Below are 15,260 nucleotides of genomic sequence, written 5' to 3'. Positions count from 1 at the left end.
CATTAAAACTTGCCGTAATAGCCTTCTTTTAGGGCGTCGTATAGATTAGCCGCTGAGTGAATTTCACCATCGTATTCAATCTCTTCGTTGCCTTTTACTTCAATTTCAGCGCCATCATCTAGCGTGAATTTGTAAGTGGTGCTTTCTAAGTCTTTTTCAGTCACTAGCACGCCTTGGAAGGCTTCAGGGTTGAATCTAAACGTTGTGCAGCCTTTTAAGCCTTTATCGTAAGCATAGAGATAGATATTTTTGAAATCTTCAAAGTCATAATCTGTAGGCACATTGATGGTTTTTGAAATTGAGCTATCAATCCATTTTTGTGATGCGGCTTGAATATCTACGTGCGCTTTTGCCATGATGGTTGAAGAATCCAAGAAGTAATCTGGCAATTTCTCTTCTGGTTTGTCGCTAAACGGCATGGCATTTGGGTTAATCAACTCACGGTAAGCCAACAATTCATAAGAGAATACATCGACTTTCTCTTTAGATTTTTTGCCTTCACGAATCACGTTACGGGCATAGTGGTGCGCGAATGATGGCTCGATACCGTTACTTGCATTGTTTGCCAATGAAAGTGAGATAGTACCCGTTGGCGCAATTGAGCTATGGTGCGTAAAACGTACGCCTTTAGCGGCGATTTGGTTACGCAAACCTTCTGGAAATTGTTGCATGTAGCGGCTGTATTTACCGAGCAACACTTTACCTGCGATTTTTTGGCCTACTTTAATGCCGTCTGCCGCCATTTCTGGGCGTTTTGCTAACATGTCAGCGGTGACTTCGAATTTCTCATCCATAATCGGCGCTGGGCCTTTTTCTTCAGCCAATTGTACACCTGCGTTCCAGCCTTCTTCGGCCATCACACGCGTCACTTCATCGGTGAATTTAAGTGACTCTTCCTCACCGTATTTAAGTTTCATCATCGTGAGGCTCGAGCCTAAACCTAAGTAGCCCATACCGTGACGACGTTTACGCATAATCTCATCGCGTTGTTCTTGCAATGGCAAGCCGTTGATTTCAACCACGTTATCTAGCATACGTGTGAAAATTGCCACCACTTCGCGGTATTCTTTCCAGTCAAAATAAGCTTCATCAGTGAATGGTTTTTTCACAAAGCGTGTTAAGTTCACAGAGCCCAACAAGCAAGCGCCATAAGGTGGTAATGGTTGTTCACCGCATGGGTTAGTTGTGCGGATATTTTCGCAGAACCAGTTGTTGTTCATTTCGTTAACGCGATCAATCAAGATAAAACCTGGCTCAGCAAAATCGTATGTGCTGGACATAATCACATCCCACAAACGTCGTGCTTTGATGGTTTTATACACGCGGCAAGCCACTTTACCAGCGTCTACGCCATCTAATTTAGTGAGGTATTTACCTTTAATTGGCCATTCGCGCCAAACCACTTGGGCTAAATCATTAGTATTTAAGCCATCGATAATCGCTTCTTTTTCTGTCACTGGGAAAGCCAATTTCCATTCGCTGTCAGCTTTTACCGCTTCCATGAATTCTTTAGTAATTAGGCATGACAAGTTAAATTGGCGTAAGCGACCGTTTTCACGTTTGGCTTTAATGAAGTCCGTCACATCTGGGTGTGAAATATCAAAGGTTGCCATTTGCGCACCACGACGGCCGCCCGCGCTAGACACAGTGAAACACATTTTGTCGTAGATATCCATGAAAGACAGCGGGCCGCTTGTGTAAGCGCCAGCGCCAGCCACAAACGCGCCCTTTGGACGCAATGTTGAGAACTCGTAACCGATACCGCAACCTGCTTTTAGCGTTAAGCCTGCTTCGTGCACTTTGCCTAAAATGTCATCCATGCTGTCTGAAATCACGCCAGACACTGTACAGTTAATGGTTGAAGTCGCTGGTTTGTGTTCTAAAGCACCTGCGTTTGAAGTAATACGGCCTGCTGGAATTGCACCACGACGCAATGCCCATAGAAACTTCTCATGCCACTCGGCACGTTTCTCATCTGTTGTTTCTACATCCGCCAAGGCACGTGCAACACGTGCGTAAGAAGCGTCGATATCAGCATCAACATGTTCACCAGCTTTAGTTTTTAGACGGTACTTTTTATCCCAAATATCTAGCGATACCGCTTGAATTGGAATTTCTTTTTCAAAATCTGGTGTTGACTCGGTTGCTGATTCGACTGCTTTTAGCATGGATGCCTCTCCTTAACGGTAGACTTATGCGCTATTTTAAGGGGACATCTAATAACTTAACTTTCGTTGCCACACTGCGTTGCTCATAAAAAATAACTCCTTATATATCCACATATACCGCGTCATTATTTTTTACTCACGCCTTGTTTGGCTTAGAAATTTAAATTATTAGTAGTCCCCTTTAGATTATTACGCTAAGTCTGTGATTTTCAATTAAAAACTATTATTCTTTTGGTATTCTTGTGAAAAATACACGGCTTAAACACAACATGTTGTGCCTAGAGCAGCAATTTATGCCTTTATTTTGTGGACGTCAATAGTAATTTTACTTAGCTTTTGGCACCATTTTGGTGAGCAATTTTTACAAATGAGGCCTGTATTTGCATTGAGATAGGGTGAGCAATCACTAACCATGAAAATAAATGTTAAAAATTTGTAAAAATAAATTTCTCGCATAAGTGACGGGTTTATGCAGTCAAAAATTTAGGCGAAAACAACAAGGCCAATTTTGTGAGAAAATACGCCATGAATCGTTTTTTCTATTCGCTGCTGCTTTATTTGGTGTTGCCTTTTGTGCCACTTAAATTACTTTGGCGCGGCATCAAGCAAGCTGAGTACCGTCAACATTGGCTTGAGCGCGTTGGTTTTTACACACTAGAAGTGAAAAAACCTGTGATATGGCTGCATTGCGTTTCTGTAGGTGAAACACGTGCCGCGGCACCGCTGATTAATGCCTTGCTAAACCAATATCCGAATCATCAATTATTACTGACGCACACCACACCAACTGGCCGTGCAACAAGCGAGCAATTATTTGGCGATAAAGTGATGCGTGTTTATTTGCCTTATGACTTGCCATTTGCCGTGAAAGGCTTTTTAACGCACTTTAAACCCACGCTTGGCATGCTAATGGAGACCGAGCTTTGGTTTAATTTGATTGCTGGCGCTAAGATGCAAAATATTCCTCTATTACTGATTAATGCACGACTTTCAGAAAAGTCTGCGCGCGGTTACCGCAAACTAAGTGGCCTTGTTCATGAAGGTTTACAAAGCTTATCTGCCATTGCCGCACAAACTGAGCAAGATGCCGAGCGCTTAACGCAACTTGGCGCAAATAATATAAGTGTTGTCGGTAATTTAAAGTTTGAAGTACACCCACCAGAAGATGCCGCTGTGCGAGGGCAGCAGTTGCGCGATTTATTTGGTCGAAATCGTCCAGTATTTTTAGCTGCAAGTACGCGTGAAGGTGAAGAGAACATTATTTTGGATGCGGTAACGGCGCTACAAATTCCGCACTTACTGACCATTATCGTGCCACGCCACCCACAACGCTTTAATGAAGTTGAAGCCTTGCTGGAGCAGCGCCACTTAACTTACCAAAGACGCTCAGCGCTCAAAACAACGGCTCATGCTGAGACCCGATTTATTCTGGGTGATAGTATGGGAGAGTTGTTTAGCTATTACGCCAGCGCAGATATTTGCTTGGTGGGTGGCAGCGTGTTGCCATTCGGTGGGCAGAATTTAATAGAAGCGATGCGCATGGAAAAGCCCGTGCTGATTGGTGAGCATACCTTTAATTTTACAGAAGTGTCTGAGCGTGCCATTGCGCAGCATGCCGCTTGGCGGGTGAAAAATCCGCAAGAGATGCAGCAAGCCATTAAAACTTTGCTAGAAAATCCCCAGCAGCAGATTGAAATGGGTCAGGCAGGGCTAGCTTTATGCATGAGTTCGCAAGGCGCCACGCAGAAGACTTTAGCGATTATTGCTGCCTATCTTTAAGCGATTAGCTAACGCTAAGCTCCGTGACATAAACCACTTCACAAGCGCCCGCGCCAGTGTCTTCTCTAGTAAGAGAACTGCGCCAATGCCAACCATCAGCGCGTTTTGCTTCGACTAACTCACCCTTTATGCTGACAATTTGCCCTGGGCGAATTTTGCTGAGTTGTCGCTTGATACTATCGTTTGCTGGAATAATATGTGTGTTGGCGGCATGAATTTCAATTTCGCGTTGCGGGATGGGAAACTCATCGACATGCCAATAAAAAAAGCGGTTGCCTTGCGTAATCTTAATTTTACTTAGCACCGCTTCATCTGACATTGGCCCCCAACCTAATGCTAAATCAGTGGGTGATAACTCGGCCTCTGTGCCCATAGAGTAATCTTCAGTCGAGAGCACTCTTGCTTTAATTGAGTAGTCAGCCAGCGGGGTCAGCGTGAAACCATTAAACTGAATATCTGCAGTACCCGTGCTAGTTTGAATGGGGGCATCAGGAGCTATTTCGCCCACACCATGCACAACGGGGCGATGTTGAAAATGCTTGTAAGCACCAAAGGCTAGCAAACACATCAACACTAATAATAACTTCTTATTCATCGGGCGGCTTTAACGAATAAGTTTGCTAATAGCCTTGAACGCGTCACCTTCCGCAATGCCTTGCCACTCAAATACGATAGACTCGGTATTGCTAATAATGCAGCCAGCTTCGCGCATCCTTGCCAGCGCATTGGCTTTATTGGCTGGGTTGCGTGAAATAACCGCGTCTTCTGCCACAAATACTTGTTTAGCATATTTATTTTCGCCAGAAGTGGCTAGCGCTACCAAATCTAAAGCAGTCTGCAATACACAAATATGTGCTTCCATGCCAGCAAGCACTATTTGCGAGTGATCTCGCGTGAGTTGACGGCTGAATGTTGGTTCTGCCATGCATGAGAAAGTAAGCTTTTCTACTGGCTTTACGTTTGGTAGCATCGCTAGTAACTCAGGTAATGTATGCCCTAGGCCATTAGGATACTGCTCGGTAATGATGGTTGAAACGGCTAAAAGCTTTGCAGCTTGCACCAATATGCCACTATTTTTAATAGTGGATTGCAGTTCATCTTGCGGCATGGCAGAGACGAGCCGCGTTTGCGTATCGACAATCACCAGCTGGCTTAAACCCGCGCTTAACTTCAAAGGCATTTTTGTCATCAGTTTCTTAAATGAATAAGTTTGTTAAATTAGTGCGCATTGTTGTGTACTAGTGGCTTAGGACTAATTGTTGATTAATATCTACCAAGTCCGCCTCAGCAAGCACGCCAGAAGCAGCTTTCAGACGAATAATATTCACCAAATAGTTATAACGCGCTTGCAGCAAGTCACGCTTCGCACTGAATAGTTGTTGCTCTGCATTCAGCACATCCACACTGGTACGTACTCCCACTTCGTAACCCAACTTAGTAGAATCGACTTGGCTTTGGCTACTGATTAATGCTTGCTCTAAAGCCTTAATTTGCGCAATGGTAGTGCTTAAATTGAGATAAGCACTCTGCGTTTCTAGCGCAGCTTGCCTGCGTGCGATTTCTACATCATCTTGAGCTTTTTGCTTATTCAGCACTGCCTGACGAACTTTTGAGCTGGTTGCTCCGCCTTGATACAAAGGGATTTGTAACTGCAAACCTATCGTCCCTGTTTTAAGGTCGTTCCCTGCGCCATAAATAGAAGCACTTCCAGTAACATAAGACTCTGAGACGCTGGCAACGGCATCTAAAGTAGGTAAATGTCCAGCTTTTGAACGATCAATTTCTTGGTCTGAAAATTTAAGTGCATCTTGCTGAATTTGTATATTAAGATTATTTTGTTCGGCAACTTCCAACCATTTATCCATCCCCTGCGCTAAAGCATTAGGCTGAATATCAGCTCTTACCGTAGCCAGTTTCGGCGGCATTTCACCTGTAATGGCTTGCACATTGCGTTGCGCGATTTGATACTCGTTCACAGCAGCAATCTCTTGTGCAGTAATTAAGTCATAACGTGCTTGCGCCTCGTTGACATCGGTAATCGTCGCTGTACCCACTTCAAAATTAGCTTTTGCTTGCTCAAGCTGGCTTAATATTGCAGTTTTTTGTGCACCTATTAAATCAATTTTATCTTGCGCGATTAACACATCAAAATAGCGTTGAGTCGTACGCAAAATAAGATCTTGTTGACTCAAATGCAATTGCTTATCCGCTTGGCTCACTTGCGTCTGCGTTTGCTCAATTTGCACTAGATTTTGTTTACGATAAATTGGCTGACTGGCCTCTATACCAGCTTTATAGGTTTCAAAATTAGACTGTCCAGGCACTGCATTAGAGTTTAAATAACGAATATCTGTTTTTACTGCATTTGCCTCTGCATTAAAGTTAACAGTAGGGCGATACAGCGCCTTACCTTGCTCGATAATTTCTTGTGCCGCTTGATTAGCACTTAAAGCTGAAGCTAAAGTAGGGTCGTGCGATACGGCTTGGTGATATAAATCTAGTAACGAGATAGTATTATACGGCGTGTTAATTGTGCTGATGGCCACTTGCTGCGTTACTGGTGCTGACTCAGCGACTAAAATCATGTCTTTCGTTGCTAGCATCTTCGCAGCAAAAACAGATTCAGAAACGGATAAAGTAATACAAGCTAGAAAAATTGCACGGTGTAACCGATTTAGATGGCGCGTCCGTGCTAACTTGTTCATGCAATATTCTCTTTAAAACTCAAATTTAACAGATTGGGGTGCATTCACTAATTGAGGCAAACAAGTTTCAAAAAGTGTTTCTTTACGACAGCTACCTTCATTCAAGCGTTGTGTAAGCGTGGCTTGCATAATGGGCATTTCACCAACCACAGCAAACATACGACCACCAATATTCAACATTTGTTCAGCCGCGCTTGGGTGTAATTGCAAAGAACCAGCAAATACGATGACATCGTAAGTCTTATCCGTAGTGTATCCACTGAAAGCATCTAACACAGACAATGACACGTTATGAATATTTTGCTTGTGTAAGCGCACTTCCGCTTGTTTAGAGAGCTCAGGGATTATTTCTAAGGCATCTACATGTTTCGCAAGTTTGGCAACCAACGCAGTTAAATACCCGCTGCCAGTGCCAACCAGTAATACTTTATCGGTTCTTTTAATGTTAAGCGCTTGTAAGATACGGCCTTCAATTTTAGGCGAAAGCATGGTCTGACCATGGCCAATCGGCAACTCTACATCGGCAAAGGCTAGGCCTAACTGCGAGGCTTCAATAAAGTCTTCACGATGCACTTCGCCTAGCAAATCCAGCACAACGGGGTCTAACACTTCCCATGTGCGAATTTGCTGCTCTATCATGTTGAAGCGCGCTAAGTCTGTTGACTGATTTTTAGTGATTTGTTCTGTTTGTGTCATGGCAAATATTTTCCCTATCAATTTCCAATATTATAACGCATGCATGTGCTGTACAAATGGTTGATTAAACTAGCTTTTAACACTTATTAGACCTCTAGTGGCACTTTCACCCGAAACCAAGCGGCATATAGTGCGGGCAAAAACAATACCGTTAATAAAGTTGCAACGGCTAAACCGCCCATAATCGCCACCGCCATTGGGCCAAAGAAGACACTTTGTGTAAGCGGTATCATGGCCAAAATAGCCGCTGCCGCAGTGAGAACTATTGGCCTGAAGCGACGTATGGTCGATTCGATAATCGCTTGCCATTCTGGCATACCAGAGGCTTTATCTTGGTCGATTTGATCTACCAAAATCAAAGAGTTACGCATAATCATGCCTGATAAGGCAATGGTACCTAGCATGGCTACAAAACCAAAGGGCTTATCAAATGCCAGCAATGCAATGGTAACGCCAATCAAGCCCAAAGGTGCGGTGAGTAAGACTAAAAACACCCGTGAGAAACTTTGTAATTGCAAAATCAGCAAGGTCAATACTACGACTAAGAATAACGGGAACCCTTTTGCTACGGATGCGGCACCTTTACCTGCCTCTTCCACTGCGCCACCAGTTTCTAATGTAATCCCTAACGGCAAACTGGCTTTAATTTCACCCAGCTTCTCTTCAATTTGCGCCGAGACTACAGGGGCTTGCATGTGACCCCGCAAATGTGCTCGCACAGTGATGGATGGCACACGATTGCGTCGCCACATCGCACCCTCTTCAAACTCTGAAGTAATCGTAGCAATTTGTGACAAGGGAACACTGGTGCCATTTTGTGTATTAATCATCAGATTTGGCAAACGCGACAACCTTGTGCGTTCAATTTCATCGCCGCGCGCAACCAAATCGATACGCTCATTGCCTTCTCTAAACTCAGTAACGTAGAGCTCACTCATTGCGCCGTTCAACATATTAGCAATATCAACCGAGCTCACCCCTAGCAAACGCGCTTTTGATTGGTCGATAGATACTTTCATGACCTTGCTTGGCTCTTCCCAACCTAGCTGCACATTCGCTAAATTAGGGTTTTTGCGCATAATGTCTGCGATTTTGTGCGAGATTTCTCGTATTTTAGGTAAGTCATTTCCGTTTACCCGAAATTGTACTGGAAATCCAACTGGTGGGCCGTTTTCCAAGCGCAATACCGAGGCTCTTAACGATGGGAAGTCTGTTTCAAAAAGCTTTAATAAATCAGTTCGTAAAGCTTCGCGTTCCTCTAAATTTTTGGTCAAAATAACAAACTGGGCAAAACCTCTGTGCGCCAATTGAATATCTAAAGGCAAGTAATACCGTGGGCTGCCGATGCCAATATAAGCCACAAAGTTATCCAGGCCTGCCTGATGTTTGCTCTGCCTATTTTTATCCCATTGCCGTAACCAGCTTTCCAGCTTTTTAACTTCATCATTGGTTGCTTGATACGATGCACCCTCGGTCAGACGTAAATCCACGGTGATTTCTAAGCGGGTAGAATCAGGAAAGAACTGTTGCTGCACTTTACTAAAACCTGCAATCGACAAAGCAAACATGAGCAGCGTAATGACAATAACGGTTTTACGATAGCGCACGCATGTAGTGAGTAACTGACGGAAAGCACGATAAAATTTGGTGTTATAAATATCGTGATAGTGGTTATCATCGATCGCTTCAGTCAAGCCCAGCTTGCTTCTAAGCCATAATTTAAATCTTGAAGGTTTAGGAGCATGTGTATAGTCAGGTAGCAAATGATAGCCCAAATAAGGCACAAATATCACCGCAGCAAACCATGAAAGTATCAATGCAATTGCGGAAACTTGAAAAATTGAACGGGTATATTCACCTGTAGAAGAGGTAGCAGTTGCTATCGGCAAAAATCCTGCAACGGTCACCAATGTGCCAGTCAGCATAGGCATTGCAGTTGAAGTGTAAGCAAACGATGCCGCGCGAACTCTATCCCAACCTTGCTCCATTTTGGAAGCCATCATTTCCACAGAGATAATCGCATCATCCACTAGCAAGCCTAGCGCTAAAATCAATGCGCCTAGGGATATTTTATGCAGCCCAATATCAAATGAGTTCATCACCAGAAATGTAGCAGCTAAGACAACAGGAATCGAAATCGCTACTACAATGCCAGTACGCCAGCCCAGCGAAAGCAGGCTTACGCCAAGTACTATCAACAAAGCTTCTATTAAAGATTCTACAAAGTCATTGACAGAATTTGCAACAATTTTTGGTTGTGATGTTACAGTTTCAAAGCTCAAACCTACTGGTAAGTTTTGCTGAATTCGAATAATTCGCTTATCTAACTCATGCCCGAGTGCAATCACATCGCCACCTTGGCGCATGCTCACACCTAACAATAGCGCTTCTCTACCGTTATAGCGTACCGTACTTGTCGGCGGGTTTTCATAGCCACGATAAATCCGTGCAACGTCACCCAACCTAAAATCTTGATTGTTTGCTCGCAACCTAATTTCACGCAATTCTTCTAGCGTGTTGTAGCGACCAGAAACCTCAACACGAATGCGCTCTTTAGGGGAATCAAATGTTCCACCTTTCACCACGGCATTTTGAGTTTGTAAAATACCAATCAGCGTTGTGGTGCTAACACCCAAAGTAGAAAGCTTAGCATTCGATAATTCAATAAAAATGCGTTGTTTACGCTCACCAAAAAAATCTACCTTGGCTACATCAGCTGTATTTAAAAGCTCAGCACGAATAATTTCAGCCTGTTTTTTGAGTGCAAAGTTATCAAAACCATCGCCTGTGAGTGCATACATGCTGCCATACACATCACTAAACTCATCGTTAAAAGTTAAGCTTTCTATACTTTGCGGCAACGTGTTACGAATATCACTTATTTTCTTACGCACTTGATACCAAATTTCAGGAATATCTTTTGATACGGTATCGTCTTTAATCACCACAAAAATCATCGACTCGCCTGGTCGGGAGAAACTACTTGAGTAGCCTAAATGTGGTACTTCTTGAATTTTCTTTTCAAGCTTATCGGTAATTTGCTGCTCTACTTCTACAGCACTGGCGCCAGGCCAAGTAGTGTGAACTAGCATGACTTTAAAAGTAAACGGTGGATCTTCTGACTGACCTAATTTAGTATAAGCAAGCAAACCTGAAATGGTGAGCATCAGCATCATGTAAAGCACCAAGGTTTGATGCTTAAGCGCCCATTCTGAAAGATTAAAGCGTGATGAAGCCGCTGGCTGCGCGTTGGGTTGAGAGTCTTGGTTACTCATAAATTACTTAGTCTCAGCCAGCTGCGGCTTAACCTTTTGGTTTTGAATCAACGTGTGTACACCCGCAATCGCCACCATTTCGTTAGCTTGCAAACCACTTTTAATCACTACGCCTGCTTCGCTAAATTGACCCGTTGCCACTTCGCGCGGGTTTGCTATATTATTTTTATCAATCACCCATACCGTATTTTTTCCGTTGATTTGTGTGAGTGCGGTTGAGGGAATAATAATTTCGTTGACTTCATCTTGCGCGAATCTAACCCCTGCTGTCATTCCCAGCTTTACGGCTTCATCCGCATCACTGATGGTGACGCGTACATCAAATGCACGTGTTGCAGAATCGGCTGCCGGTGACACTTCACGCACATGTCCGAGATAGGTTTTTGCTCGGTCAGCCCATAGTTTAATAGCGACTTTATCACCCACTTTTAAATGAGCCATCTTAGATTCAGGTACCGCCACTAGCACTTCGATTTGCTTGGTATCGACGATTTGCGCAATCATCGCGCCCACTTCTACCACTTGGCCTGGTTCAGCATGAATCTGAGTCACTACGCCATCTCTATCAGCAATCAAAGCGGTGTAACGCGATTGATTGCCCGATACCGCAGCTTGTGCCTTGACCTGCTGCAAACGCGCTGCCGAGGTTTTTAGCTCAGCTTCACGCATATCTAAGGCTGAAGCTGAAATAAATTTTTTGTTGAATAAGGTACGTTGACGCTCAACCTCAGCTTGCGCCAAACCATAACTAGCTTCCGCTGCGCGCACATCGGCTGATGCTGCTTGCGCACTCAAATTTGTATCAGTTGCATCTAAACGCGCTAACAATTGCCCTTTTTTTACTTGGCTGCCAACTTCTACTTTACGCTCAATAATTTTTCCGCCAATTCTAAAACTTTGATTAGACTCGTATCTTGACTTTACCTCACCGACTAATACCATCGCATTATTCGCTGCGGATTCACCTGCAATCACAACAAGTGCAGGCCTTGGTGGCGGCGGTGGCTCAGCTGGTTTTTGGCAAGCCACAAGCAATAAGCCAATGCTGAGAAGGATTAATTTTTTCATGTTGGTTCTCTTAAAAGCCCGCGTATCAGCACCGTTTGCATCAATTGTAAACGTGCTGAAATTTCTGCCCAGTTTACCCACTTATCACGCGCCATATTAATTTCTAATGAACAAACGCCGTGTATGCCTGCCCAGATGGTCTGTGCAATCAAATCTACATCCTGTAATTCTGCTCTAAAACGACCAGCTAAATACACATCATTGACGACTGTTTTTAGCAGAAAATACGAATCTTGCTCGGCATTATTTTTCTGCAAGCTAGACTTTTCTGGGTCGCAAGGCGTTCGCTCTGCCATAAACATCAGTCGATAGTGATTGGGGAAAGATAAAGCGAACTCAGCATAAGCGAATCCCAGTGCTTGCATGCGCTCAACAGCATCTGAAATTTGTAATATGGTATTTAAACGCTTAGCTAGCGCTAACATATCCACATCCAGGATTGCTCGTAGCACGGCCTCTTTATCCGCAAAGTGCAAATAAATGCTAGTGGCAGAATAGTCGATGCGCTTAGCGATTTCGCGCATAGTGACAGCTTCAACGCCGCGCGCAACAAATAACTCACGTGCTGCATCAATAATCAATGTGCGCAATTGCTGACGTTCGGCTTCTGTTTTTGGTTTTGGCGGCATAATAAAATAATTTACTTAACGCCGTTAAATTAACACCGTTAAGTAAATGTTGTCAACTTCTATTTGCTAGTTTGGAGGTTTAAAGGCGTAGAGGAACTTTTAACTGTAAAAGTTTAAGGTTTTGTTATTTTTTGGCGATAACAAACAAGCCAGCAACAATTAGCAGTGCACCAAGTATAAGACGCAAAGTAATAGCTTCTTTAAGCAACCACCAAGCTAGTAAAATAGCGATGACTACGCTACCTTTGTCTATCAAAGCGACAGTAGCCACATCACCCACTTTTAGCGCCTTGTAGTAGAAAATCCACGAGCCCGCAGTGGTGATTGCAGAAAATGCAAGCCACGTGTAGTTCACTTTTTGTAGTGATTTTATTTCCGCAGGGTCAACCGCTAATATCGCAAATAGCAACACAAAAATACATACAAAAATAGTACGTACAGTTAAGCCCAGTTCCGCAGAAATACCCACCAAACCTTGCTTGGCAACAACAGAAGTGAAGCCCGCAAAGAGCATTGAAATAATTGCGTAAACTACCCAACGTTCCATTTTTATCTCGCTTCCATTAATTGAGCACTAGATTTTTGTAGCCATCAGTTTAGTGGCTTCTTCTAATTTTTGAGTTAACTCTGAAATACGCGCATCTACGTTTTGAATTGCCACCTCTGCTCTCACGTTTACCTCATGATCAATTTCAGCATCTAATCTATCGCGTGCACTTTGGCGGTTTTGTGACATCATAATAATAGGTGCCTGAACCGCCGCCAACATTGAAAGCACAAGATTTAGGAAAACATAGGGGTATGGGTCAAAAGCTTCATGCCTAGGGCCGAGAATTTCAGTATTCAAGAACGCCCACAACAACAAGGCTGACAAGAAAAATATGATAAACGACCATGAACCAGCGACTCTGGCTACACCATCTGCGGCTAGCTGACCAACGGTACGATGATCTACATACTCTTGATTAACATCACGCACATCATCCATGTGCTCAAGCATCTTGGTGATTTCTTCGCGCTGCGCTCTTGAGAGTTCATTCCAGTTTTTTTCAGCCATTGCTTTTGCGATATTGTTGGATTCTTTCATACAATCTTGTCCTGATAATAATCGTTTAAAGCTTGATGATTAATGCTTAGCAACGCCTAGTACCTATAAAAAAGTTTTGCGCACTATAGAAACTCATCATTTGCTTATACGCACTACTTCGTTAGCGTGGAATTTTGCATCAACATGCCTTTTTTGACTTCGCACATTTGTGTATCCAACTTAAATGTTACTAACAAAGTACAAAACAAATCATCTTGGCTTAATGCATCATCTTTATGTGGCAAAAGTTGCTCTTTTTTGTAATCAAAATTCTTACCCATCCAAACAATCCCAGGTACGTGTGTCTGTTCTTTAGGCGCCACCATATAAGGTGCAGAGTGCAAGTAAATGCCATGCTCACCTAGCGACTCGCCGTGATCGCTCACATACAACATGGCAGTAGCACGCTCATCATCATATTTTTTCAGAAAATCAATCACTTTGGACAAGAAGTAATCTGTATACAAAATGGCATTATCGTAACTGTTGTCAATTTCTTCTTGCGAACAGTCTTTTAATTCACCCGTCGTACAAACAGGTTTAAATTTCTCAAATTCTTTTGGGTATCTTTTGTAATATTCAGGTCCATGATTACCCATTTGGTGAAACACGATTAAAATATCTTTGCCTTTTCGCGCTTCAATATACTGCTCTAAGCCAGTCAGCATTCCTATATCGCGGCACTCACCTTCACACATAGGATTTAATTTGGGCGTTCTAAAATCTTCAACCGTTAGTCGATTCGCTACGCCTTTAGAATCAGAGTTGTTATCGCGCCATAAAACTTCTACGCCATGCGCCGCCAACACATCTAAGGCATTTTGCTGATTCAAAGCCGTTTCTTTATCGTAGGCTTTTCTACCTAGCGCAGAGAACATGCATGGCACAGAGACGCTGGTTGAAGTGCCACAAGAACTGACATTGCTTAAACTCACCACACCTTGCTGAACAAGCAAAGGGTTAGTTTCTTTGCGATAACCATTGAGTGAAAAGCGGTCTGCACGCGCTGTTTCGCCTACCACCATGACCATTAATTCAGGTTTTCCGTTAGAGGCCAGTTTTTTGGCATCTAGCGCAATGTGTTTTAACGGCACATCTTTAGCAACATTAATTTGTTGATTCACATACTTAACAATCGAATATGTGGAATAGATGGGATTTGCATAAAAACGTGTGGCTTTATGCTGCCTGATAAAAGATGCATAGCCGCCTGAAAACGGTGCCACAACCACTATAAGCAATAACAGTAATATACCTAATACGCGCAATCTAGGCAGAATCTCAGCAAAGCCTCTCACTGATTTTGGAAAATACTTAATCACTAACCAAGCCGGAATAATGCCCAGCAATATTGTTTTAACAACTAGGCTCACCGTCAATAAGCCTGCAAACTCTTGCACATTGGTTTGCATAATATTGTCTAACATACTGACATCGACCACTACGCCAAACGTATCCATGTAATAAGCGGATTGAGAAACTATTATCAGGTAAATAGCCAAAATCCAACGTGTCGCTTTACCGTGGCAAATCAGCAAAAAGAAAAGCGCGGTGACTATTGTGAAAAATAAAGTCAGCGACAATATGAATGGCAGATTACTTATTGTGAGCGGATAATTTTCTACGATTCTGCCAAATAGGGCTAAATTACCGGTGAGCATCACGAAAGCAACGACAAGAAAAATACCGCGTGTTTGGCTAGAAGCTTGGCTAAACGGTGAAATTAACTTCTTCAACATATTTGGGAGTGAGATCATTTGGTTTTCTTAAATTTAATTACGCTTAAATTTACTTTTTGACTATAGGGCACCTCTAAAAATACGATTTAATCGCACCATGTTAGATAGTGATGC

The 15,260-nt window shown here is 43.1% G+C and carries 12 protein-coding genes; 1 reads left to right on the top strand and 11 read right to left on the bottom strand.

Annotation, left to right across the window (positions count from 1 at the left end):
* Window positions 1–2 precede the first annotated feature (2 nt).
* A complete protein-coding gene (locus tag PSU78_RS04385) occupies window positions 3–2,168 on the bottom strand; it encodes an adenosylcobalamin-dependent ribonucleoside-diphosphate reductase (RefSeq protein ID WP_300384830.1) in 2,166 nt (721 codons plus the stop codon).
* Between the two features lie 525 nt (window positions 2,169–2,693).
* Between PSU78_RS04385 and waaA the strand changes: the two genes are divergently transcribed.
* Window positions 2,694–3,947, top strand: coding sequence for a lipid IV(A) 3-deoxy-D-manno-octulosonic acid transferase (gene waaA, locus PSU78_RS04380; protein ID WP_300384828.1), 1,254 nt, complete (start codon window positions 2,694–2,696; stop codon window positions 3,945–3,947).
* A 4-nt stretch (window positions 3,948–3,951) separates the two neighbouring features.
* Here waaA and PSU78_RS04375 read toward each other — a convergent pair whose 3' ends face one another.
* From PSU78_RS04375 to PSU78_RS04330, 10 genes are all read right to left on the bottom strand, one after another.
* Window positions 3,952–4,542, bottom strand: coding sequence for a hypothetical protein (locus PSU78_RS04375; RefSeq protein ID WP_300384825.1), 591 nt, complete (start codon window positions 4,540–4,542; stop codon window positions 3,952–3,954).
* Window positions 4,543–4,551: 9 nt separating this feature from the next.
* Complete coding sequence (locus tag PSU78_RS04370; RefSeq protein ID WP_300384877.1) at window positions 4,552–5,127, bottom strand: isochorismatase family protein; 576 nt, start codon at window positions 5,125–5,127, stop codon at window positions 4,552–4,554.
* A 58-nt stretch (window positions 5,128–5,185) separates the two neighbouring features.
* Window positions 5,186–6,652 carry a TolC family outer membrane protein gene (locus PSU78_RS04365; RefSeq protein WP_300384822.1) on the bottom strand — a complete coding sequence of 489 codons (1,467 nt, stop codon included), beginning with the start codon at window positions 6,650–6,652 and terminating at the stop codon, window positions 5,186–5,188.
* Window positions 6,653–6,664: 12 nt separating this feature from the next.
* The gene (locus PSU78_RS04360; RefSeq protein ID WP_300384819.1) at window positions 6,665–7,348 is read right to left on the bottom strand and encodes a protein-L-isoaspartate O-methyltransferase; all 684 of its coding nucleotides are present in this window, start codon (window positions 7,346–7,348) and stop codon (window positions 6,665–6,667) included.
* Between the two features lie 86 nt (window positions 7,349–7,434).
* Window positions 7,435–10,623, bottom strand: a complete 3,189-nt coding sequence (locus PSU78_RS04355; protein ID WP_300384816.1) for an efflux RND transporter permease subunit — start codon at window positions 10,621–10,623, stop codon at window positions 7,435–7,437.
* A gap of 3 nt (window positions 10,624–10,626) precedes the next feature.
* Complete coding sequence (locus PSU78_RS04350; protein WP_300384813.1) at window positions 10,627–11,691, bottom strand: efflux RND transporter periplasmic adaptor subunit; 1,065 nt, start codon at window positions 11,689–11,691, stop codon at window positions 10,627–10,629.
* A complete protein-coding gene (locus PSU78_RS04345; RefSeq protein ID WP_300384810.1) occupies window positions 11,688–12,320 on the bottom strand; it encodes a TetR/AcrR family transcriptional regulator in 633 nt (210 codons plus the stop codon). The genes PSU78_RS04350 and PSU78_RS04345 overlap by 4 nt, the downstream gene beginning before the upstream one ends.
* A gap of 124 nt (window positions 12,321–12,444) precedes the next feature.
* Entirely contained in the window at window positions 12,445–12,867 is a 423-nt protein-coding gene (locus PSU78_RS04340) for an EamA family transporter (RefSeq protein ID WP_300384807.1), read from the bottom strand.
* A gap of 27 nt (window positions 12,868–12,894) precedes the next feature.
* Window positions 12,895–13,407, bottom strand: a complete 513-nt coding sequence (locus PSU78_RS04335) for a DUF1003 domain-containing protein (RefSeq protein WP_300384804.1) — start codon at window positions 13,405–13,407, stop codon at window positions 12,895–12,897.
* A gap of 113 nt (window positions 13,408–13,520) precedes the next feature.
* Window positions 13,521–15,164, bottom strand: coding sequence for a phosphoethanolamine transferase (locus PSU78_RS04330; RefSeq protein ID WP_300384803.1), 1,644 nt, complete (start codon window positions 15,162–15,164; stop codon window positions 13,521–13,523).
* Window positions 15,165–15,260: the final 96 nt, after the last annotated feature.

It is taken from the genome of Methylotenera sp. (assembly GCF_029945705.1).
Classification (GTDB): Bacteria; Pseudomonadota; Gammaproteobacteria; order Burkholderiales; family Methylophilaceae; genus Methylotenera.
The sequence above is the reverse complement of the archived record's forward strand: the minus strand, read 5'-3'. Positions and strand labels throughout refer to the sequence as shown.

What these genes read in the sequence shown, in the direction of transcription:
- PSU78_RS04365 (WP_300384822.1), bottom strand. Translation starts at nt 6,652, where the DNA reads ATGAACAAGTTAGCACGGACGCGCCATCTAAATCGGTTACACCGTGCA.
- PSU78_RS04350 (WP_300384813.1), bottom strand. Translation starts at nt 11,691, where the DNA reads ATGAAAAAATTAATCCTTCTCAGCATTGGCTTATTGCTTGTGGCTTGC.
- PSU78_RS04340 (WP_300384807.1), bottom strand. Translation starts at nt 12,867, where the DNA reads ATGGAACGTTGGGTAGTTTACGCAATTATTTCAATGCTCTTTGCGGGC.
- PSU78_RS04345 (WP_300384810.1), bottom strand. Translation starts at nt 12,320, where the DNA reads ATGCCGCCAAAACCAAAAACAGAAGCCGAACGTCAGCAATTGCGCACA.
- PSU78_RS04370 (WP_300384877.1), bottom strand. Translation starts at nt 5,127, where the DNA reads ATGCCTTTGAAGTTAAGCGCGGGTTTAAGCCAGCTGGTGATTGTCGAT.
- PSU78_RS04335 (WP_300384804.1), bottom strand. Translation starts at nt 13,407, where the DNA reads ATGAAAGAATCCAACAATATCGCAAAAGCAATGGCTGAAAAAAACTGG.
- PSU78_RS04330 (WP_300384803.1), bottom strand. Translation starts at nt 15,164, where the DNA reads ATGATCTCACTCCCAAATATGTTGAAGAAGTTAATTTCACCGTTTAGC.
- PSU78_RS04360 (WP_300384819.1), bottom strand. Translation starts at nt 7,348, where the DNA reads ATGACACAAACAGAACAAATCACTAAAAATCAGTCAACAGACTTAGCG.
- PSU78_RS04375 (WP_300384825.1), bottom strand. Translation starts at nt 4,542, where the DNA reads ATGAATAAGAAGTTATTATTAGTGTTGATGTGTTTGCTAGCCTTTGGT.
- waaA (WP_300384828.1), top strand. Translation starts at nt 2,694, where the DNA reads ATGAATCGTTTTTTCTATTCGCTGCTGCTTTATTTGGTGTTGCCTTTT.
- PSU78_RS04355 (WP_300384816.1), bottom strand. Translation starts at nt 10,623, where the DNA reads ATGAGTAACCAAGACTCTCAACCCAACGCGCAGCCAGCGGCTTCATCA.
- PSU78_RS04385 (WP_300384830.1), bottom strand. Translation starts at nt 2,168, where the DNA reads ATGCTAAAAGCAGTCGAATCAGCAACCGAGTCAACACCAGATTTTGAA.